This is a genomic window from Acaryochloris thomasi RCC1774 (genome assembly GCF_003231495.1).
Taxonomy (GTDB): Bacteria; Cyanobacteriota; Cyanobacteriia; order Thermosynechococcales; family Thermosynechococcaceae; genus RCC1774.
The window spans coordinates 97,766-117,695 of record NZ_PQWO01000009.1; the positions used below are offsets into that span (position 1 = coordinate 97,766).

Below are 19,930 nucleotides of genomic sequence, written 5' to 3' on the forward strand. Positions count from 1 at the left end.
ACCCAAGATGGGCTGCTTACAGCAAAAAATATCCTTTGAAATCCGCCAAAACTCTTCTAGCAGAGAAGTAGAGGGTTCTTTTGACTTTTTTTAGGAATCAGTTACTGAGAATCTTAAGAGCTTAAGAAGCCTAAAAACGTCAACGTATTGAGCAGACGACAGGACAGTCATCTGAGGTAAGAGCAGGACAGACGCAAGATAAGTCTTCTACTCAAGGTCAAAAATGCAGGGCACGGTGTTGGGTATTCTGTCCCTATATCTAATTTAGGGGTTAAGGGCGACGTGTTGCGATCGCAAGTTTAGCCCCATCAATCTTGCGGATCCGGTCCATTACAGCAACCACCTGACCATGCCCCACTTGCTGGTCGGCATTGATAATCACCGTGACCTTCTGCTCATCAGTGACCATGTCCCTGATCTGACCTTCTAGAGCATCCAGCTCTAGCGGCTTCCGGTTAAGCGCAATTTCTCCATCTGGTTCGATAGAGACCGTTACTTTTGTTGAAATCTGAGGTTTAGCCGTGCTGGCCTGAGGCAAATTAACGGGCAATCCCTCGCTCTTATTCAGAAACAGCGTCGCCACAATAAAGAAGGTCAAAATCGCAAAGATCACATCAATCATGGGGACAATATTGATCTGAGCGGGCAAATCGGGCTCATCGGGTAGCCGCATGGGTTAACCTCCCTCGTTCATATTGGTGACGATAGAGCAGCTCTAGCTGACCGCCATATTCCTGAATTAAAGCTAGCTCCTTCTGGTACATTCCCCGAAATGTATTGGCAAACATCAGCGTGACAATCGCAACCACCAAACCCGTGGCAGTCGAGATTAGAGCCTCGCTGATGCCTCCAGTTACGCCGGCCGTTTCACTTCCGCCAATATTACCCAGCGTCAGGGACGCAAATGAAGTGATTAAACCCGTCACCGTCCCCAGAAGACCCAGAAGTGGTGACACGCTAATAATGGTTTCAAACGCTGTACTAAATCGTTTCAGTGTCGGGATTTCAGCTTGTGCTTCACTCTCTAACGCCAGCCGGAACTCTTCCGGCGTTGGTGCATCCAAGTTCAATGCTGCTAGAAATATGCGAGCAATCGGTAGCTTGATGTTGTCTTTGATAACACCCATTGCTTCGTAGACATTGTCTAATCTGTAGAGCTTGAAGACCCTTTGAACGAGCTGCTCTTGCTGACGATTGGTCTTTAGCCAGAAAAATAGACGCTCTGCGATGAGTGCGATCGCAACCACCGAAAGTAGCATCAGGGGTATCATCACTACCCCACCCGCAAGGAAAAAGCGGCTGATTGTCATACCTGCACTCCTAGAATCCATATCAAATCAGCTCACGCCCGTCTTACATAAGCAACAACAGCCCGCCAACTGAAGATTTTAGGGCAGCCTGAGCAGGGCGCAAACTATCGGTAAATGATACTACTTATCAACAACAAGAGAAATATGCATTGACTAGAATTCATGATATTTTTCACTGACGCTCGGCTCCACAGTCGCATAAAACCTTTAAAACAAAGGCTTGAAAGGAGCTGCTTGCATCAGCGTTGAGTACTGATACAATTTATTCGATTGTCATTTAGTGCTGAACTTTGTATGATCTGTACTAATAATATTTGCTAACAGAATATGAGTCTTAATGGCATCTCAATTGCTCAGAGAGCGTCTGAAACTCGCTTGTTGAGAAAGTTTTTGGCTTTCAGTTTGCCAGGTTCCATTGCCCTACACCTGCTGGTTTTGGGTGTAGGCTTCGCATTACCTAGCTACGTTGAAGAAGATTTGAGCGAAGATGATGCCATTGAAATCACGCTGATTGAAGATCCAGAATTTGTTGAGGAACCTGATCTCATTGAGCCTCCTGCAGAAGAAGTGCAAGAGGTAGAGCCAGAGGCAGAGCAGGAGGTCAACGAAACCGAGCTATTGCCTCAGTCAGTTGCCATCAATCCTCCCCCTGAAAAAATAAAGCCTATTGAACCAGAACCGAAGCTAGAAGAGCCTGAGGTTAAGCCGTCACCCGAGCCAGAAGCGCTAGAAGAAGCAGAGCCAAAGCTAGAAGAGAAAGCAGAAGTAGCGCCAGAGCTAGAAGAGCAAGCAGAAGCAGAACCGAAGCCAGAAGATGCGAAGCAAGCCAAAATAGAGCCACAGGAAAGCCAATCGCAGTCTGATAATAGCGAAAAGCTAGAGCCGGAAGTGTCTCCCCAAACAGGCGGAGCCGAGTCTGCAGATGATTCTGCACAGACTCTGACCTCTAAGTTGGGCAATCTTCTGAGTCCGTTCACTTCTCCATCGAAAAGTACAGGTCAAGCCGCTGACTCTGGTAGCAGCAATACAGGGAATACAGCGATTCCTGCCTCTAAGGGGAAAGGTAAATCCAAGACAGCCACTCAGAATCAATCGGGCAAAACGACGCAAGCCGTTGCTCCCAAAACAATCAAGGAGCCTAGCGGTAAACCAGCCAAGTCCCGTGGGTCTGGGCGTGGACGGCTGGGAGGAATTGGCTATGAAAAAAGTGCCAAGACTAAGACCACCGCTGGCATGACTGAACGAGTTGAGCTGATATACAACGACAAAGGCAAAGTCGTTGATATCAAAGCGCAAGGATCAACAGGAGATGCAGAACTCGATAAAGCGCTCGAGAAAGATCGTAAGAAATACCTGAAGCAGATTCAAAAGAAGATGAAGTCTTTACCTGCAGGACAGCAGCCGAAGACGATTAAGCTAAAGCATGAAGCCGGCTATAAACTTAATGCCAAAGAAAAGGCCCAGAAAGCCAAGAATGAGGCTCTATCTGCACAAAGGCAACAAGAGCGCAATCTGCGGAGGGCGTCGCAACAGCAGCGAGCCAAGACTCAGAGGCTCAATCCAATTCAGAGAGGTGTCGATGTTAAGCCTTCGGCTTCGTCATCTACTTCTCCGGCTAAGCCGAAGCCATCTGCCCAGCAGTCTCAGCCTGCTCCAAAATCTCAGTCTGCTCCCAAAGCGAAACCTGCGGCTTCACCATCTACACCCTTACAACAAAAGTCTCAGCCTGCACCGAAGTCTCAACCCACGGTGCCAAAATCTAAGCCTTCCCTTGAGAAATTTATTCCACCTTCTTCTACTCAAAAGTCTCAGCCTGCTCCAAAATCTCAACCGGCTTCTTCTCCTCCGAAGTCTCAGCCTGCTCCCAAGGCTAAACCACCTGCACAGCAGTCCAAGCCTGCAGCGCCGAAGCCAGTTGCACCCAAGCCAAAACCTGCAGCGCCAAAACCTGTGGTACCGAAACCTGTGGCTCCAAAATCGATCGCTCCTAAGCCAAAACCGGCGGCTCCAAGACCTAAGCCAGTAGCTCCAAAGCCAGTGGCCCCAAAACCTAAGCCGGTAGCCCCAGCCCCAAAGCCTAAACCAGTTTCTCCGATTGCAGCACCGGTGGGGGAATAGTCCTAGATCTAAATCTTGCGTTGAGCATCCTTTGAGAAAAAAGAAAGCAACTTACTCGTTGAGGTATCAATGCCACTGCAGCGATTCGGATACAAAGGGAAAGTCTGAGTCAACAAATTGCCTCAGCCAAAGCTGGAATCTTCACTCGTACGGCTCGTCGCATCGAAGCGTATACATCGTCCCCGCTGGGGACGTTCTCATAATTGGCAAACACGCCCAGGTCCACTGGATAGTTTATGGAAAAAGGAACTCAAGCCAATGCTTGAAGCAGAACCGTGTCTAGAGGCAACGACTCTATTTGAGACCGATCCTCCAGGAGCCGTTTTACCCCCAGCGTTTCGACGACGGCCTTAGAACTGTGTAACGGCGGATATCGAAATGAAAAGTGACCCATGGTAAACCCAAAGGAGTGATGTTTGAGATCCGCTATGGTATTGCCTTTGGTGTGGTGCTATCTCCGTTAAGTTGTCAGTATCGGCAGGCCTGTTACGCTCTCAGTCAGTTTTGTTTGACAAGCTCGCAGACGCGATATTGCGGTACAGGAATCATCTCTATTTGTACGTTTCGTTCCTTTGCTGATTTAGAAGCGGTGAGAACAGTCCCATACTCTTCAACTCTGACCCTGTACTGTCGCTCAATACCGTCAGCATCTTGATACTGAATCTTTACATCAGCCCACTTTGCATCGTCGGTCCATTTCTCCAACCACATTTGTAGAAGCTGAATCGGAAGATAGCGCAGAAGTGAATATAAAGGTCGCTTTATGCCCGGCAACCCTTTTCGCTGGAGTCGGCCTGTTCTGGGATAGGTTAACCACTGCCATCCTTCCTGCATCCAGACTTCACGCTCAGCAATTTGCTCAAATTTGCCTAAACCTGACCAGCCCCGATAGAAGGGACGCATGTTATGAATTGGACCTTCTCGGTGGATTAGGGAGGGCAGAATTTCATCTTCGAGGTGTCCCCAGAGCTGTCCTGTGGGTAAGTCTAATAGGGTTGGCGCGAATTTATGGCCGCCGAAGTGAGTGCTTTTCCAAACTCGCAATGACTCACTATTTGCAAAGTTTTGACGAAGCTTCCGGTATAGTGGAGTCCCAAATCGACCACAGGCCAAATCAACCTGAGTGTGGGTGCAGATCAGAATATCCCGGAGATGTTGGGTGGGCTGCAGATATTGATCAAATTCAGGTAGCGTATTCGCTTTCCCCATTAAATGATCGAGAAGGGCTATGGCTAAGTGTGGGGTCTCAGAATCTGGGACTAGGTAGTCCTGCTTCTCGTATTGAGCAAAGTACGTCTGGGGTCGCCGATAGTAAATGATGCGGGTATAGCCAGGGCAGGAATATTCGGGGTCAGATGAGATCGCAACTGGCCTCAACTTAATCCCGTGCCGCAGAATCAGTTTCTTTAACAGAGGCAATAGCTGACTAATCAATGGATGCGTGGCAAACATCTCACGGGGCCAAGGCTGCGGAATTTCCATGACCAGCCAGTGATCTGCAGTCCCCGCCGTGCCAATGGGATCTTCACCATTCGCCTTAGAGACCAAGGAACAGTATCGGCAATCATTGAATAATTCTGTTGTGCCCATTTGATCTCGCTACTGATAAGAAGAAAGCAGTGTTTCGATGCCCGTTTCGCCAACGCTCCCTTTCGTCGCAGCCGATTAAAAGCTAAAGCCGCAGATACAGTTAAGGGTATCGCTCAATTCTAAAAGCTGAGCGACACCCTTAAACTAACTAACCTAGTGCACAACCTGGAGCCTTAGCCGAAGATTGACTCTTCAATCACAAAGTTGTCGGCTGTCAGCGGATCGCTGCCGTTGAGGATAGCAAATGCACCCCCATCACCAAAACCAGCTTCTGCACCATTTGTGTCATAAAACAGAGTCGTAGAGTCAGCACCAAAGATGATGCGTGCTCCGGTGGTGTCGGCATCACCAAATGAATCTACAACAGTGAAATCGGTGGCATCGCTGAAGCCTACACCTACATCACTTGTCAAAGCAGCAAAAGTTTCCGCTCCTAGTGAGATAGTGTCTTCTGCTACAGAGAACCCGCTAACGATATCTACACCTAGGTCCGCAAACGTCTGCTCACCAAAAGTGAAGAAACCAATCGTATCGCTATCTGCACCACCGATGACCAGATCATCACCAGTATTGCCAATGATGCGATCATCACCAGCGCCCCCCAAGATGGTGTCATCATCAGCACCACCGAACAGGAGAATATCATTCCCAGCACCAGCGCTGATAACGTCTAGGCCGTCAGAACCATTAACGATATCGGCACCATTTCCAGTTTGAATGACATCATCACCAGCACCGGCTAGGACAACATCGTCGCCGTTACCGCCAGTAATACTGTCATTGCCAGCATTACCTTGGAGGGAGTCGTCACCATTGCCGCCAGAAATCTGATCATCACCTTCAGCACCGGCTGCGATGTCATTTCCATTGCCGCCTTCAAGAATGACGCCTTCGCCACCTTCACCACCTTCACCACCTTCACCACCTTCACCGCCTTCGCCGCCAAAGCCACCGAAGAGATCTAGCTCACCAGCGAGTAAGAGATCATCACCACTACCACCTCTGATAGTGTCATTACCTCCAGCGCCAGCAATAACATCATCACCGCGACCACCGTCTAAGAGATCGTCTCGGGTACTTCCCAAAAGAGTATCGTCGCCGCGACCACCAAAGGCCTCACCACCTTCAGTACTAACGGGACCGCCTTCACCAGCTTCACCGCCTTCGCCAGCTTCACCGCCTTCACCAGCTTCACCGCCTTCACCAGCTTCACCGCCTTCACCAGCTTCACCGCCTTCACCAGCTTCGCCGCCTTCGCTATCCGAAACTGACAGTTCAACGGTACTGTTTGCCGGATCGACGTCGTAAAGCTCACCATCCTCAATAAAGAAATCTATGGTTTCAGTACCCTCGTCAATTCCATCTTCTAACAGCCTGAGAGTGAGGCTAGCGCCAGGCTCTGTTAGAGTCAGTTCGATGTTGCTAGAAGAGAAGCCAGGTGGTCCAGCGAAGCCTTCCGGAGTTTCGGAGAGAATTGCCGGATCAAAGTCCAATGTATCCTGAGCAATATTAGAACTTCCAATAGCAATGGGGAGACCTTCTGGGGGAATATCGCCTTCAACATTGAAAGTAAAAGTGACTTCTTCACCTTCCGTAACCTCGGCAATATCGGCGGTGATTCCAACTACCGGACCAGCTTCGCCGCCTTCGCCGCCTTCACCGCCTTCGCCGCCTTCACCGCCTTCACCGCCTTCACCGCCTTCACCGCCTTCGCCGCCTTCGCCGCCTTCACCGCCTAGCTCTATACTGTCAATCGCGATCACATCATCGCCACTACCACCTCTCAAGGTGTCATTTCCACGAGAGCCTTCAATGGTATCGTTGCCACTTCCACCCTGGATGAAATCATTTCTACCACCACCAGTGACAACGTCGTCGCCAGCGCCTGCATTAATCGTATCTCCAGGGCGATCACTGCCACCAGACCCAGAAGAACGCCTGCCGCCAAAAATCACATCATCACCTGCTCCGGTCGTGATTGTATCTTGACCACGTCCTCCTTCAACAATGTCGTTCCCTCTGCCGCCACGAATTCGGTCATCGCCTCTGCCGCCATTAAGGATGTCATCACCATTTCCACCAACAAGCGTGTCATCCCCCTCATTGCCAGCCAAAATATCATTCCCACCAAGACCATTGATGAGATCGTTGCCCTCAGTACCGTTGAGGATGTCGTCTAATACAGTTCCATTAATCGTCATCGCTTCAATGCTCGATAAATTTACATTTGAGGCTAAATTCTTTTCCCCACGAGAATCGTACAGTCGATCGCGCCTTATTGACAATTGATTTCAATAATTTTTTATTTTTCTTCTAGCAATATAAAAAGCAGGATGACTCTGTCGAGCTATTGATGCCTTTTGACTTGGAAGAGTTGATTCAGAGGCAGTCAGCAATTCATTGATACATCTGTTGTATACAAAGCATTCTAGCCAATAAATCTAGAGCTCTATCGCCAGTGTTCTCGGTGCCTGCACTCTAGAAACAGAAGTCTATTTGAGAAGAGGATTGGTGCTAGGACTAGTGGGGCAGCGGCATTAATGAAAGCAAATTCAATTCCATTTGCACTTTATTGATAAAATATCCTTATAGATTATGGCTCTCTGTGAACCGATAGCTGTAAGGTCAATGACTACATATCGCAGGGGATGACGGGTATTAGTTCCGAACTTGCGTTGATTTATGAATGAGGATTGTTTGCACTGATGATATTTACTCTTACTAACCTGCTACCACCGGAGGAAGTTACCTCAATTGTTAACCGCTTAGATCCAGAGGATTTTATCGATGGAAAGCTGACGGCTGGATGGGCTGCCAAGAGAGTAAAAGAGAACACGCAACTGGGGAGTAAGGTCAGCTACGGTAATGAGATTAAAGAGAAGCTGAAGCAAGCTTTGATCAAGCATCAAAAATTTCAGTCTGCAGCGCGACCCAAGACCGTGCATTCCATGCTCATCAGCCGCTACGAAGCAGGTATGTCTTACGGGGCACACGTTGATAACGCGCTGATGGGGAACCATTTACGCTCTGATCTTTCCTTTACTATTTTCCTTAACTCACCCAAAGGCTATGAGGGCGGAGAACTGATCATTCAAGAGGCTGAGCAAGATCGTGCCATTAAGCTTGAGGCTGGCTCGGTGATTGTTTATCCATCTTCGACTCTACATAGAGTTGCTGAAGTGAAAACGGGCGTTCGACTTGTCGCTGTGGGATGGGTTCAGAGTCTATTCCGCGATCCGGCCCAGAGAGAAATTCTCTATGATCTCGATCGCGCTCGTCGCTCTATCTTTAAAACCAGTGGCAAGTCTCAAGAATTTGACTGGATTGCGAAATCAATGTCAAACCTGATGCGGCAATGGTCTGATATGTAATGAAGATAGGCAGTTAGCAACTTAAATCAAATCTCTGATTAGTTCTGGCAAAGCAGAGATAGATATCTATCTCTGCTTTGTTTTCTAGGCAGTAGAAGAGTTCTACTACTACCTAAAGCAAGACGGCTTCACAGCTAGATAGCTAAATGACGGAGAAGTCGTCGGGCAAGGTAGCAACGTCTGAGACATCAGGCACAGTAACAAACTGATCTGCCGTCAGATTCTCAGCATCAACTCCAATCAAGCGGGCGAGAGTTTCACCTGTTTCTGTGACGCCTAGCGTTGTGATAAACCCATTTTGAGAAATATCGAGATCAGAGAAGGCTAATTCTCCGTCAACTAGGCCAATAAAGTCGGTGCCAGTGGTGAAGTCAAAGACAGTGTCTGTGCCGTCGCCGTTGCCAAAGACAAAGGTATCTTGGCCTCGACCACCGATGAGAATATCGTCGCCGGTCACACCCATCAGCACATCATTGCCACGTCCTCCGATAATGACATCACGATTGGCATCGCCACTGAGAACATCGTTGCCTTTACCTCCGATTAGAGTGTCATTATTTTCTCCGCCAGAGATGCGATCGTTCCCGTTTTGTCCCAGCAATACATCTCGGCCACGATTGCCATAAATCAGATCATTGCCTGAGCCACCGAAGACTCGGTCGCTACCAGCTCCACCATGAATCTGATCGCTGCCTCCCTTAGCGATGATCAGGTCTTTGCTTCCTAGGCCTTTGATCGTATCGTCTCCATCAGTTCCTCTAAGGAAATCTCTACCCCCTGTTCCTACAATGTCAGGTGCAGCTCCGCCATCGTCAAGAACACTGACTGAAACCACCGCCGTATCTGTCCCGCCATTACCATCGCTGACATCGTAGGTGAAGCTATCATCACCGACAAAGCCATCATTGGGCGTGTAGGTCACAGTGCCATCGTCATTGAGAGCGGTTGTGCCGCTAGTGGCATCACCGACGGCATCAACCGTAATCGGATCTCCGTCAGGATCGGTGTCATTGGCAAGAACATTGACGATTGCTGCAACACCCGCATCAGTCGTAACTGAATCATCAACCGCATCAGGGTTGCCGTTGGGGGCAATCACATCACTGACGGTGACATTGACTGTGGCGGTATCAGTGCCACCTTGGCCATCACTAACGTCATAGGTGAAGCTATCATCACCAACAAAGCCGTCATTAGGCGTGTAGGTCACAGTGCCGTCATCGTTGAGGGCCGCTATGCCACTAGTGGCGTCACCGACAGCATCAACAACAACCGCGCCGCCATCAGAGTCGGTGTCATTGGCAAGAACATCGATGATTGCTGCAACACCCGCATCAGTGGTGGCTGAATCATCGACCGCGTCAGGAGGAATGTTGGGAACAACCACTTCATTGACCGTGACGTTGACCGTGGCGGTATCGGTACCACCTTGACCATCGCTAACGTCATAGGTAAAGCTATCGTCACCAACAAATCCGTCATTGGGCGTGTAAGTAACGGTGCCGTCGTCGTTGAGAGCCGTTGTACCGCTGGTGGCATCACCGACGGCATCGACAACAACGGTGCCACCATCGGAGTCGGTGTCATTAGCAAGCACATTGATGGTCGCTGCAACACCGGCGTCAGTAGTGGCAGTATCGTTCACCGCGTCAGGATCAACGTTGGGAACAACCACTTCATTGACCGTGACGTTGACCGTGGCGGTATCGGTACCACCTTGGCCATCGCTAACGTCATAGGTAAAGCTGTCGTCACCAACAAAACCATCATCGGGCGTGTAGGTTACGGTACCGTCATCATTGAGAGCCGTTGTGCCACTAGTGGGATCACCGACGGCATCGACAACAACGGTGCCACCATCGGAGTCGGTGTCATTGGCGAGGACGTTAATAGTTGCCGCTTCACCAGCATTCGTCGTGGCGGTATCGTTCACCGCGTCAGGATCAATGTTAGGAACAATTACTTCATTGACCGTGACGTTCACCGTGGCGGTATCAGTACCACCTTGGCCATCGCTAACGTCATAGGTAAAGCTGTCGTCACCAACAAAACCATCATCGGGCGTGTAGGTTACAGTACCGTCATCGTTGAGAGCCGTTGTACCGCTGGTGGCATCACCGACGGCATCAACAACAACCGTGCCGCCATCTGAATCGGTGTCATTGGCGAGTACGTTAATAGTTGCTGCAACACCGGCGTCAGTGGTGGCAGTATCGTTCACCGCGTCAGGGTCGACGTTGGGAACAATTACTTCATTGACAGTAACGGTGACTGTGGCAGTATCAGTACCACCTTGTCCATCACTGATGTCATAGGTAAAGCTATCATCGCCAACAAAGCCGTCATTGGGCGTGTAGGTGACATTGCCATTAACCGTGATGGCTGTTGTACCGTTAGCGGCATCACCGACGGCATCAACAACAACCGTTCCGCCATCTGAATCGGTGTCATTTGCGAGCACATTAATAGTTGCAACTCCGCCAGCGTCAATGGTGGCAGAATCATTAACTGCATCAGGATCGACGTTGGGAACAACTACTTCGTTGACGGTGACGTTCACTGTGGCGGTATCTGTGCCACCATTACCATCGGTAACGTCATAGGTGAAGCTATCATCACCAACAAAGCCATCGTCTGGCGTGTAGGTAACGGTGCCATCATCGTTGAGAGCCGTTGTACCGCTGGTGGCATCACCGACTGCATTGACGGAAAGGACATCGCCGGCATCCGCATCGGTGTCGTTGGCGAGCACGTTGATCCCCACTGCGGCACCGGCGTCTGTTGTGGCCGTGTCATTTACAGCATCGGGGGGAGTATTAACAGGCACAGGCTCTTCAAAGAAGGTGACTGTCACACTGTCAGAACCTGGTGCCAGGGTGGCGTCGTTTGCTCCTCCGTCGATAATCTCAAATGAGAATGAGAGGGTCTCATTTTCGCCTTCAACATCTTGAGGGAATGCTTCTGCTCGTCCTTCGTTATCATCCACATTCGCTGTGGGAATGGTGATATTGGCTCCACTTCCGGTGACGCCGAATTCTACGAACTCAAATTCTGAGCCGAAGATGCTGGCGGGGTTAATCGTGACACCACTCGGTACATTACCTAAAAGACTGAAGCGCGTTAGACCAGCGACTCCTTCAGAACTTGTAAATCGAATAATGGGCGGATCCGTTGGATCGATAGGGTCGTCAGAGGTAAAGGTGATGACAAAGGGTGTTTCTTCACTCTCAACAAGGTCAGTTGTATTGACGCTAACGGTAATCACAAAATGACCTGTGTAATTTTGCTGCAGTTCCTGGGAGAAGATGAATGCAGCTTGAGGCGTTCCTACTTGAACGTCTAACTCCCAATGAGCTTCTAAGTTAGTCCGACCAATACTTTGACTAGAGGCTGAGATATTCGCCCCAGTGAGTTGATGCAACTGCTGTAGAAACAGATGGCCCGTGGCTCCCTTTGCAACTTGACAGCCATATATGTGCAGGTCAGCTCCCTTGAGCACTTGCGACCAGCTTTTTATCTGCTCAAGATGTTGCTCAAGAGTCTCGAAACTAAGCTCGGTGTTCCCGAGCTGAAGACGCCCGGCTGAGCCGTGGGAAACAAGGTGCAAGTCAATGGGGCGGTCGTAATGTTCTAGGGCTGCAGAAATTTGTGAGATACCGTCTTGGTCTGGCCTGAGAACAACAACGTGAGAATGGGGGCTTACGTCGTCTAACAGCATCTGAAGCTGATCAACGTTGGAGTCTACGATAACCAGCGTCTGTTTGAGGGCTGGGCGTTGCAGATCGTTGCGATCGCACGATTGAAGCAAAGTAGTTGAATGCATCTTATGATTTTGACCTCAAACTATTTCCAATTGGAGAATTGAACAAAAAAACAGAGAAAATATTAATGAGCATCAGAAATTCTGCCTCTTGAAATGCAGATATTCCATGCTTACCTAAAGCGAAAATCCAGAAATTAATAGCAGAGACTAGAGTAATTCCTTTAGAAGAGGGAGCATCTCCAAGCAAATAAATATCTCTAGTGAATGTTTATCTTTAAGAGAAGTTAGCGTCCAATTCAGATGACTAGCACTAACCATTCTTTATAGGAAAACTCACTCAATGAGGCCTCTTACTATTGAGTAAATCCACAAAGATTTAGCTTAGCGATTGGCACGGTTTTTAATTTGCACCTGTATATTCTTATACCAGACTATTGAATAGTATTCTCATTTAAATTCAGGTAGCCTAGATCACGTTTTCCCCAAAAATACTTTGAATAAAGGACTGCAGAAGATATAGAGGTCGGCCTATTATCAGAAGATTTTATTATTTAGTTGAAAAATTTCTTAGTAATACAGGCGCTGCCTATTATTTTCATCAAAAAGATAGCTTCTGCTTATGGAATAACACCCGACAAATAAATTGCATCTTACTGCGAGCATGAATTTCAGAATACGGGCATCTGATCCGGTGGCTTAATCAAAGCTTTTTCTTGATCGTAATTTATGTTGATTTCATTGGCTTTCTATGTGCCAATACCAACATTCAGTCTTTGATAAGTTGATTGAATATATCGACGGCCTGGGCTACGCCATTCTCAGCTTTAATTCTTTGACTAAGGCGAACGGCTCGTTCTTTAAATGGTTGATGGTTAATCGCTGCAGAAATAGATTTAGATAGGGCGTCAGCCGTTAGTTTATTCTGTCGGATTGGAGCAGGGCCAATGCCGAGCTTTTGGATGCGATCGCCCCAAAAAGGCTGATCGGCAACAAATGGGGTGATAATCGTTGGCACGCCTGCCCTTAAGCTCGCTGCCGTTGTCCCTGAGCCGCCGTGATGAACAACTGCGGCCATCTGTGGGAATAACCAATCATGGGAAACCGAATCAACTATGTATACATCTTTCGGTAGGTCTGTTTGACGCAAGCTACCCCAACCTGTGAGCAAAATGCCGCGTTGGTTTGATAAAGATAGTGCTTTGATTGCCAACTGGGTCAGTGCTGCGGGGCTTTGGCTTTTCATGCTGCCAAAGCCGATGTAAACAGGCGGTGGTCCTGCGGCAAGAAACTCTATCAGCTCTGCAGGAGGTTGCCAGTTCGACTGCTCTAAAACCCAGTACCCAGTCACATACCAGGAGTCGGGCCAGTCATGGGGTTTGGGGACAACGGCATCACTGAAGCCAAACAACTGAGCTTTTTGATACTGCAACTGACGCCATGAGCGAGCGGGTGAAATTTGTAGATTTGCCTGCAGCCAATCTTTAACCGGAGGAGTCAGCGTTTGTCTTGAAATCTGCTTGACAACTTTATACGTCAATAAGTTGTACATCCCTCCGAGCTTGATGCCAGGCGGGATGACGGGGCTAGGGAACTCGCGTGTGATGCCAACCGGCTGAATTTTGGCGAGGAAGTGAGGAATTTGTAGCTTTTCGCCAAATGAAGCGCCGCCAAAGCTGAGAGGCGAATAAATCAAGGCGTCTGCCCCCTGACAGGCTTGCCATGAGTCATGAAGCTGCTGCTCAATAAAGGGTCGCATCAGTTTCCCGTAGAGGCGGATAAACTGAACGGGGTTTGACCCTTTTTTCATAATGTCTGCGCCAACTTCGCTGCCCAGCACCTGCTTAACATCTACCTCTAGAGGGTGGAACTCCAGAGCATGGGCACCCACAAATTCAGAGAACGTCTTACTGCTGGCAACTCGGACCTGATGACCGGCAGCTTTTAAGCCTAGTCCCAGAGCAACGTAGGGCTGCACATCCCCTCGTGTTCCAGTGGCTAAAATTGTGACTTTCATGAATGCCTTGCAAACATCTGAAAGAGTGCGTTAGGCAGCGTACTTTTGCCTTTGCCTGCGGACCAGAAACATCAAACCTAAAATTGCAGCAGAACCTAGAACTGTGCTGGGTTCAGGGACAGAGGTATAGCTGATCTCTCCTGTTCCTTCAAGCTGAGTCACGGAACCATCGCTGACGGTCGTTGTGTCATAGGTAAATAGGGACAGCTCTCCACTGGAGGGAGCTGGCGCAAAGGACAGGAAGGTGAAATCGGTCGGACCTGTTGTTTCTGCGGCATAATTTAGCCCGAGGAGCTGGTTGTCAGAGAAAACCGCTTCTGGACCCGCGACTGCATTGGCTTCAGAAAAATTTGTGCCGAGGAAGTCGAAGGACAGATTGGATACGGGTGCAAATTCATCTCCCGAGCCGGTGAGTCCAGAGTCGTCAAAATCGAAGGAACCAGAGAAACTCTCGCCGGATAGATCGCCCGTGACGTTATCAATACTAAAGGAGAGAGAAGCTGCGCGAGCCGCAGGAGCCGCAAGGGCTGTGGCAGAAATGGCTAAGCCAATGGCAAGGGAGAATGTAGGGTTCATAGAGATATCCATGTCAGAGCGATTTACTGTATCAATCCAAGCTTGCTGGGCACCGATGAACGGGAAAACCGCAAATTCAGCTATTTATCAGTTAGGGCTTTGCCCGTAAAAATCTAAGAATCTTTGAACAGTGTACAGGAAAAAGTTATTGACAATCGTTTTCTATAAGACATTAATGCTTTTTTTATAATGGAAGACTCCTGGCGTTCTAGGATTCTTCTGCCGAGAGTATTTGAGGATCATGTCGATGAGAGTATGTGTGTCACTACTGCCTAAGTCGGCATACTAATGATCATGCATATAGAGAACTTCTATACAAATAGGCAGTGAGCAGCCTTGATCAAACTCGCAACCTGCTGCGATGCCTGCGGTCACAATCTGCGAAGCTGAGGCGTTTTGTGCATAGGCTGCATGCATGGCCCCAAGGGCATATTGGCGGCCACTGCCGACGCTCCAGTACTGCCGATACTCGTTGACTTCTCTGAGCTTGCTGATTTCAAAGAGACCGTGAGGATTCACGATGATGGCGTTGAACTGGCTGGATTCGACGGGCTGCTTATTATCACTGGTCTTGGTGTTGAGGAAGTAGTCTTTTTTCATGATCGAATGGAGTTCGAGCAGGGTTGAGTAAATCTCCATGCGATTTGAGAGTTGAAACCGGTCGGGATGCTTGAGAATGAGGTGATCCACCATGTCAGAGAGGGTATTCCAGCCGACAATGCCGATGATGCTGTCGTTAACTTTGTGCAGTTTGTTGGCATTGGCGATGTGGGTTGATGTAGCGATGGTGGAGCCAAAACTGATTTGGGTATCACATGCGATCGCAACCTCTCCATTCTTAATCGCAGCGCAAACAACCGACATATATAGTTCTCCTGATCATGAGTGAGATTTTTCAGTCGCAAAGAGTTGGGCCATATCTCTAAAGGCTTTGAACTCAAGGGCATTGCCGGAAGGATCGCGGAAAAACATCGTGGCCTGTTCCCCTGGCTGCCCTTCAAAACGAATGTAGGGTTCGATTTCAAACTGCACTCCGGCCTGAAGGAGGCGATCTCGTAATTGTTTCCAGTCCTCTAGCGTCAGTACCACCCCAAAGTGAGGAACCGGGACAGCGTGGCCATCGACGGGGTTCGAGTGAGCCTCAGCCTTGGGACTTAAATGAGCCACAATTTGGTGGCCGTAGAGATTGAAATCAACCCAGTTTTTGGCACTACGGCCTTCGGGGCAGTTTAGGAGGCCGCCATAAAAATCTCGGGCGGTCTTAAGATCGTGGACAGGGAAAGCGATATGAAAGGGACGGAGTTCGTGCATTGGGGTTAGAAAATATCGGCAGGATCAGCTTTTTTGAGTTTGCGAACTGCGATCGCACCTGCCGAGCTGCACATTAGAAAGGTCAACAAGAAAACCTGCAGCATCACATCAGGGCGCAGCACCAGCGGAATCTTTGTCAGGTAGCTGAGCAAACTATAGACGCCCACCGAAGCGGCTGTGCCAGGAATGAAGCCTAGAACTGCCAGCAGCATTGCTTCCTGCAGAACCACCATCAACAAGGCGCGATCAGCATAGCCCATCGCTTTGAGCGTGGCATATTCGGGCAGATGTTCGGCAACATCGGTGTATAAAACTTGGTATACAACAATCACCCCGACAATGAACCCCATCAACGCCCCGAAATTAAGGACAATGCCGCTAGGGTCAGACTCCCAGTAGGTCTTCTCCTTTATGATTAGCTCTTCGCGGGTAAACACTGAAACCGATGCAGGCAAATTCGCCTGCAACTGTCGCTGCACCTGGATTGGGTCAGAACCAGGCGCAAGTACCAGCAACCCTAAGCTCACGTCACGGAGGCGATCTTGACCGTAGCGCTGGGCATAGTTCCAGTCACTCATGATCACGTGCCCCTTGGTGAACAAGGTGCTGCCAAGCTGAAAGTCACCGATCACTGAGACTCGACGCTGATCCATGACCGTGCGGACCTGATCCTGCTGGGCCAGTCGTTCTGAAATCGGTCCGAGGGAGGGCTGCGATAACCGATCAAAAAGAACGGTATCCGGTTCGCTTAGACGATTGAGCTGTTGATTCACTCCCGGTAATTTAAAGACTGGCTGTGCTGGATTAAAGGCCAGTATTTTGACCTCATCAGGGAAAATAGAGTCGTCGGCTGGGTCAGTTGTTGATTTGCCGATTTTCTCTGGACTGACCCAGTTGGCCTCAGCGATATATAGCGGTCTGGCTGAGCGAACCCCAGCAACTGCATTCGCTTGATACAGGTAAACACGCGGGAAGGTGGAACGTCCTAGGGCGCGAGTATAGGTCGAAATCATAAACAGCTCACCCTCTAGCTGTTCGTGGATCAGCGTAATCCCGTCAAAGAGGACCGCCCTCAAACCCAGTTGAGTGAACATGAGAATATTGGCAAAGCCAACCCCCGTGATCGCAATCACCAGCTTGACTTTTTGGTGGGTCAACTGCGCCCAGGCTAGATTGACTCTAGAGGATGCTAGCTTGAATGGCAGGGAAAAGCGCCGCTTCGGCTTCATGGGCGATCTGACGCTAAAGCAATCGTGACGCGAACTTGCATATTCGTTAGGCCAGAGACCTTCTCATTATCGTCAGGATCAATACGAATGCTGACGTTGACAACCCTGGCATTATCATCAGTGGTGGGATTAGTCTCATCTGCCGCAATGGTGGGCTGGCCAATCTGGAGAGCAACCGTTTCTATCTGCCCTTGAATCTCACCCGCAAAGCCACCATATTCACTAATCATCGTGGCCTGTTGACCTTCGCTCACCTTGGCTAAATCCGTCTCATAGACCTCGGCCTGCACGTACATTTGCTGGGTGCGACCCAACTCAACAATCCCGAGCTGCGTGTTGACCTGCTCACCAACCTTCGTATTAATCCGCAGAATCTGGCCCCCGATGGGCGCTCTGACCTGAGTGTCTTCTAGATCCGCTTGGCGCTGTTCCACCTCAATCAAAGCCTGCTGTAGTTCAGCTTGGGCAATGGAAACATCGACGGGGCGCACCTGCTGCAGATCGGCGAGTCGAGCCTTTTCTTCTCTGATTTGAGCATTGAGCGTCGTGTCGATTTTCTCTAGGGCAGCCTGTCGAGCGGCCACGGTCGCCTGAGCCGTTTCAAAATCCTGTCGGGCTGCTTCCAGCTCTGCTTTGTTAATGGCTCCTTCTTGCAAAAGCATCTGGCGTCGCCCGTAGGCTAAAGAGGCTTCTTGAAGCGTTGATTGGGCACTGGCAAGCTCTGCCTGTAGCTGTTTGCGCTCTGCCGGAAGCTGCACGTTAAGTCGTTCAATAACGGCCTGCTGAGCTGAGATCGCCCCCGGTTTTGCATCTGTCTGCTTTGCTTTCTTTAATCGGGCCTGCAGAAGTGAGACGTTGGCGCGAGCAGCCTTGAGGTCTGCTAAACGACGGTCAGCCCCCTGCAGGATAGCAATCACCTGATTGGCCTGGACGCGATCTCCTTCTTTCACCATAATCCGGTTAACGCGGCTGTCTTCAGCATTGGGAACAGAGAGCTTAATCACATCCCACTGAGGAATAATCTTGCCCCGCGCTACAACTGCTGTAGGAGCTTTGACCTCTTGGGCCTTAGTGGGCGGCTCTTTGAGTTGACCACAGCTAAAGATAAGAGGACTTAAGCCAATGGTCAACAATCCGATGGCTTTGAGAGGGATGGGTAAGAAGGACAAAGGCAACATGCTAATGTTTCAGACCCTCGGGGCACAGGGCTTGGGCACAAAGTTCAGCAAGCGGTGGTTCAGCTCCCTGTAGGAAAAAGTGGTCGCCAGGAAACATGCGGAGGTTGAATTGTTCGCTGGTTTCAATCTGCCAATCCTCCAGCGTTGCAGGAGGTGCAACCGAATCGGCGAAGCTGCCTAGTGCAGTAATGGGAAAGGGAAGAGGAGCTTGAGGGTGGTACTCGTATGTTTCTAGTAGCTTAAAGTCTGCTCGAAGCGTAGGCAATAGAATCTGCATGAGTTCTGGATGCTGTAGTATTGCTTCTGGCGTCCCTGCATAATGACGAAGTTCAGCAATAAATTGTTCGTCAGATACAGTGTGAATGGCGGGAGCCGTTGGCGGCAGGCTGGGGGCAGAGCGACCTGAGACGAAGAGGTGTTGCGGTAGAGGGGACTGATGCGATCGCAACCACCGCGCTAACTCAAAACTAATCAAAGCCCCCATACTGTGCCCAAAGAAAGCAAAAGGCCGATTTAAGTGGGGCAAAAGTGCTGCGCCTAGGTCTGCAATGAGGGACGGTAGAGTTTGGAACGGACTTTCATTAAACCGCTGTCCTCGCCCCGGCAGTTCAACAGGACAAAGCTGGATTTGAGGTGATAAATGAGTCTGCCAGGATCGATACATTGCAGAACTTCCCCCGGCATAGGGGAAGCAAAAGAGATGAGCAACTCCTGGGCGGAGCATTTCAGGAAACCAGGGCTGCAGCTTCTTCGGTTCTGCTTTAATCATGGTTGTCATGGGGTTTTTGGGAGATGCCTACATAGAATCGGATGTCTTTATCGTTGAGTTTTTGCTGTTTGTGCAGGCTAAGATAAAAAGGCCATACCACGGTACTTTGCAAGCGGTGTTGATTAACGGAGCAGCTACACATGCCTCAAGCGACTGTCAGTCAAGAAGAGTTTGGTGCAATTAGAGAGAACGTTCGCCATAACGAGAAAGCCATTGATGAGGTAAAAGTTGACCTCAAAGCATTCCGAGCTGAAACACAGGCGGAATTTAAAGACGTTCGAGAAGAACTCAAATCCCTCTCTGATAAAGTCGATGCCCTGGCACAGAGATTCGATGGATTAGGCTGGAAAGCATTACTTGGAATTGTGATCATTGTTGCGGCTAACGTTGCACTTAAGTATTTGTAGACTGAAATTACACTACTGAATAGATCGCTCAGAGGTCTGAGCTTTCATTTTTTTCCGCAGGCTCAAAGGGCGCATATCGGTCCAGGTTTTTTCGATATGGTCGAGACAGGCTTGTTTATTGCCGCTGAAGCCTGCATCTTTCCAGCCCAGAGCGTTTTCTCGCTCTTCGGGCCAAATTGAATATTGTTCTTCATGGTTAATGACAACCTTATAGCGTTGAGTCTCGTTGGCTTCCTCTGAATACATGAAACGTTCCTTGGTGTACATCAATAGGTGATCAAAATGTGCAAAATC

The 19,930-nt window shown here is 49.4% G+C and carries 16 protein-coding genes; 3 read left to right on the forward strand and 13 right to left on the reverse strand.

The window, feature by feature from the left end; translation table 11 throughout:
- Window positions 1–271 precede the first annotated feature (271 nt).
- The gene (locus C1752_RS15070) at window positions 272–673 is read right to left on the reverse strand and encodes an ExbD/TolR family protein (RefSeq protein WP_110986903.1); all 402 of its coding nucleotides are present in this window, start codon (window positions 671–673) and stop codon (window positions 272–274) included.
- Window positions 657–1,310: a MotA/TolQ/ExbB proton channel family protein gene (locus tag C1752_RS15075; RefSeq protein WP_110986904.1), complete on the reverse strand. Its 654-nt coding sequence runs from the start codon at window positions 1,308–1,310 to the stop codon at window positions 657–659. The genes C1752_RS15070 and C1752_RS15075 overlap by 17 nt, the downstream gene beginning before the upstream one ends.
- A gap of 402 nt (window positions 1,311–1,712) precedes the next feature.
- Here C1752_RS15075 and C1752_RS15080 point away from each other — a divergent pair, with 402 nt between their 5' ends.
- On the forward strand, window positions 1,713–3,428 hold the full coding sequence (locus C1752_RS15080) for a hypothetical protein (protein WP_233501616.1): 1,716 nt from the start codon (window positions 1,713–1,715) through the stop codon (window positions 3,426–3,428).
- 498 nt (window positions 3,429–3,926) lie between these two features.
- On the opposite strand, the gene C1752_RS15085 is transcribed toward C1752_RS15080, so the two are convergent.
- A complete protein-coding gene (locus tag C1752_RS15085; RefSeq protein ID WP_110986906.1) occupies window positions 3,927–5,018 on the reverse strand; it encodes a ferredoxin family protein in 1,092 nt (363 codons plus the stop codon).
- Window positions 5,019–5,191: 173 nt separating this feature from the next.
- On the reverse strand, window positions 5,192–7,219 hold the full coding sequence (locus C1752_RS15090; protein WP_110986907.1) for a calcium-binding protein: 2,028 nt from the start codon (window positions 7,217–7,219) through the stop codon (window positions 5,192–5,194).
- A 504-nt stretch (window positions 7,220–7,723) separates the two neighbouring features.
- Between C1752_RS15090 and C1752_RS15095 the strand changes: the two genes are divergently transcribed.
- Entirely contained in the window at window positions 7,724–8,389 is a 666-nt protein-coding gene (locus C1752_RS15095; protein WP_110986908.1) for a Fe2+-dependent dioxygenase, read from the forward strand.
- A 142-nt stretch (window positions 8,390–8,531) separates the two neighbouring features.
- Here the strand turns inward: C1752_RS15095 and C1752_RS15100 are convergent, their stop codons facing one another.
- The 8 genes from C1752_RS15100 to C1752_RS15135 all read right to left on the reverse strand — a co-directional run bounded on the left by C1752_RS15100 (window position 8,532) and on the right by C1752_RS15135 (window position 19,238).
- On the reverse strand, window positions 8,532–12,212 hold the full coding sequence (locus tag C1752_RS15100) for an Ig-like domain-containing protein (RefSeq protein ID WP_110986909.1): 3,681 nt from the start codon (window positions 12,210–12,212) through the stop codon (window positions 8,532–8,534).
- 706 nt (window positions 12,213–12,918) lie between these two features.
- Entirely contained in the window at window positions 12,919–14,166 is a 1,248-nt protein-coding gene (locus tag C1752_RS15105) for a glycosyltransferase (RefSeq protein WP_110986910.1), read from the reverse strand.
- Window positions 14,167–14,196: 30 nt separating this feature from the next.
- Window positions 14,197–14,742 carry a PEP-CTERM sorting domain-containing protein gene (locus C1752_RS15110; RefSeq protein ID WP_158535108.1) on the reverse strand — a complete coding sequence of 182 codons (546 nt, stop codon included), beginning with the start codon at window positions 14,740–14,742 and terminating at the stop codon, window positions 14,197–14,199.
- A 285-nt stretch (window positions 14,743–15,027) separates the two neighbouring features.
- Complete coding sequence (locus C1752_RS15115) at window positions 15,028–15,606, reverse strand: Ntn hydrolase family protein (protein WP_110986912.1); 579 nt, start codon at window positions 15,604–15,606, stop codon at window positions 15,028–15,030.
- Between the two features lie 15 nt (window positions 15,607–15,621).
- Entirely contained in the window at window positions 15,622–16,053 is a 432-nt protein-coding gene (locus tag C1752_RS15120) for a VOC family protein (RefSeq protein ID WP_110986913.1), read from the reverse strand.
- Between the two features lie 5 nt (window positions 16,054–16,058).
- The gene (gene devC / locus C1752_RS15125; protein ID WP_110986914.1) at window positions 16,059–17,282 is read right to left on the reverse strand and encodes an ABC transporter permease DevC; all 1,224 of its coding nucleotides are present in this window, start codon (window positions 17,280–17,282) and stop codon (window positions 16,059–16,061) included.
- Window positions 17,279–18,460 (reverse strand): HlyD family efflux transporter periplasmic adaptor subunit, encoded by a 1,182-nt coding sequence (locus C1752_RS15130; RefSeq protein WP_110986915.1) that lies wholly within the window; start codon window positions 18,458–18,460, stop codon window positions 17,279–17,281. Before C1752_RS15130 ends, devC begins: the two co-directional genes overlap by 4 nt.
- A gap of 1 nt (window position 18,461) precedes the next feature.
- On the reverse strand, window positions 18,462–19,238 hold the full coding sequence (locus tag C1752_RS15135; protein ID WP_233501617.1) for a thioesterase II family protein: 777 nt from the start codon (window positions 19,236–19,238) through the stop codon (window positions 18,462–18,464).
- A 131-nt stretch (window positions 19,239–19,369) separates the two neighbouring features.
- Here C1752_RS15135 and C1752_RS15140 point away from each other — a divergent pair, with 131 nt between their 5' ends.
- On the forward strand, window positions 19,370–19,636 hold the full coding sequence (locus tag C1752_RS15140; protein WP_110986916.1) for a hypothetical protein: 267 nt from the start codon (window positions 19,370–19,372) through the stop codon (window positions 19,634–19,636).
- Window positions 19,637–19,648: 12 nt separating this feature from the next.
- Here C1752_RS15140 and C1752_RS15145 read toward each other — a convergent pair whose 3' ends face one another.
- A complete protein-coding gene (locus C1752_RS15145; protein WP_110986976.1) occupies window positions 19,649–19,882 on the reverse strand; it encodes an MbtH family protein in 234 nt (77 codons plus the stop codon).
- Window positions 19,883–19,930: the final 48 nt, after the last annotated feature.

Bases quoted from the DNA above. Each gene is read 5' to 3' on its own strand.
- C1752_RS15115 (WP_110986912.1), bottom strand. From the start codon at position 15,606: ATGTCGGTTGTTTGCGCTGCGATTAAGAATGGAGAGGTTGCGATCGCA.
- devC (WP_110986914.1), bottom strand. From the start codon at position 17,282: ATGAAGCCGAAGCGGCGCTTTTCCCTGCCATTCAAGCTAGCATCCTCT.
- C1752_RS15120 (WP_110986913.1), bottom strand. From the start codon at position 16,053: ATGCACGAACTCCGTCCCTTTCATATCGCTTTCCCTGTCCACGATCTT.
- C1752_RS15090 (WP_110986907.1), bottom strand. From the start codon at position 7,219: ATGACGATTAATGGAACTGTATTAGACGACATCCTCAACGGTACTGAG.
- C1752_RS15075 (WP_110986904.1), bottom strand. From the start codon at position 1,310: ATGACAATCAGCCGCTTTTTCCTTGCGGGTGGGGTAGTGATGATACCC.
- C1752_RS15095 (WP_110986908.1), top strand. From the start codon at position 7,724: ATGATATTTACTCTTACTAACCTGCTACCACCGGAGGAAGTTACCTCA.
- C1752_RS15130 (WP_110986915.1), bottom strand. From the start codon at position 18,460: ATGTTGCCTTTGTCCTTCTTACCCATCCCTCTCAAAGCCATCGGATTG.
- C1752_RS15105 (WP_110986910.1), bottom strand. From the start codon at position 14,166: ATGAAAGTCACAATTTTAGCCACTGGAACACGAGGGGATGTGCAGCCC.
- C1752_RS15145 (WP_110986976.1), bottom strand. From the start codon at position 19,882: ATGTATTCAGAGGAAGCCAACGAGACTCAACGCTATAAGGTTGTCATT.
- C1752_RS15085 (WP_110986906.1), bottom strand. From the start codon at position 5,018: ATGGGCACAACAGAATTATTCAATGATTGCCGATACTGTTCCTTGGTC.
- C1752_RS15140 (WP_110986916.1), top strand. From the start codon at position 19,370: ATGCCTCAAGCGACTGTCAGTCAAGAAGAGTTTGGTGCAATTAGAGAG.
- C1752_RS15100 (WP_110986909.1), bottom strand. From the start codon at position 12,212: ATGCATTCAACTACTTTGCTTCAATCGTGCGATCGCAACGATCTGCAA.
- C1752_RS15110 (WP_158535108.1), bottom strand. From the start codon at position 14,742: ATGAACCCTACATTCTCCCTTGCCATTGGCTTAGCCATTTCTGCCACA.
- C1752_RS15070 (WP_110986903.1), bottom strand. From the start codon at position 673: ATGCGGCTACCCGATGAGCCCGATTTGCCCGCTCAGATCAATATTGTC.
- C1752_RS15135 (WP_233501617.1), bottom strand. From the start codon at position 19,238: ATGACAACCATGATTAAAGCAGAACCGAAGAAGCTGCAGCCCTGGTTT.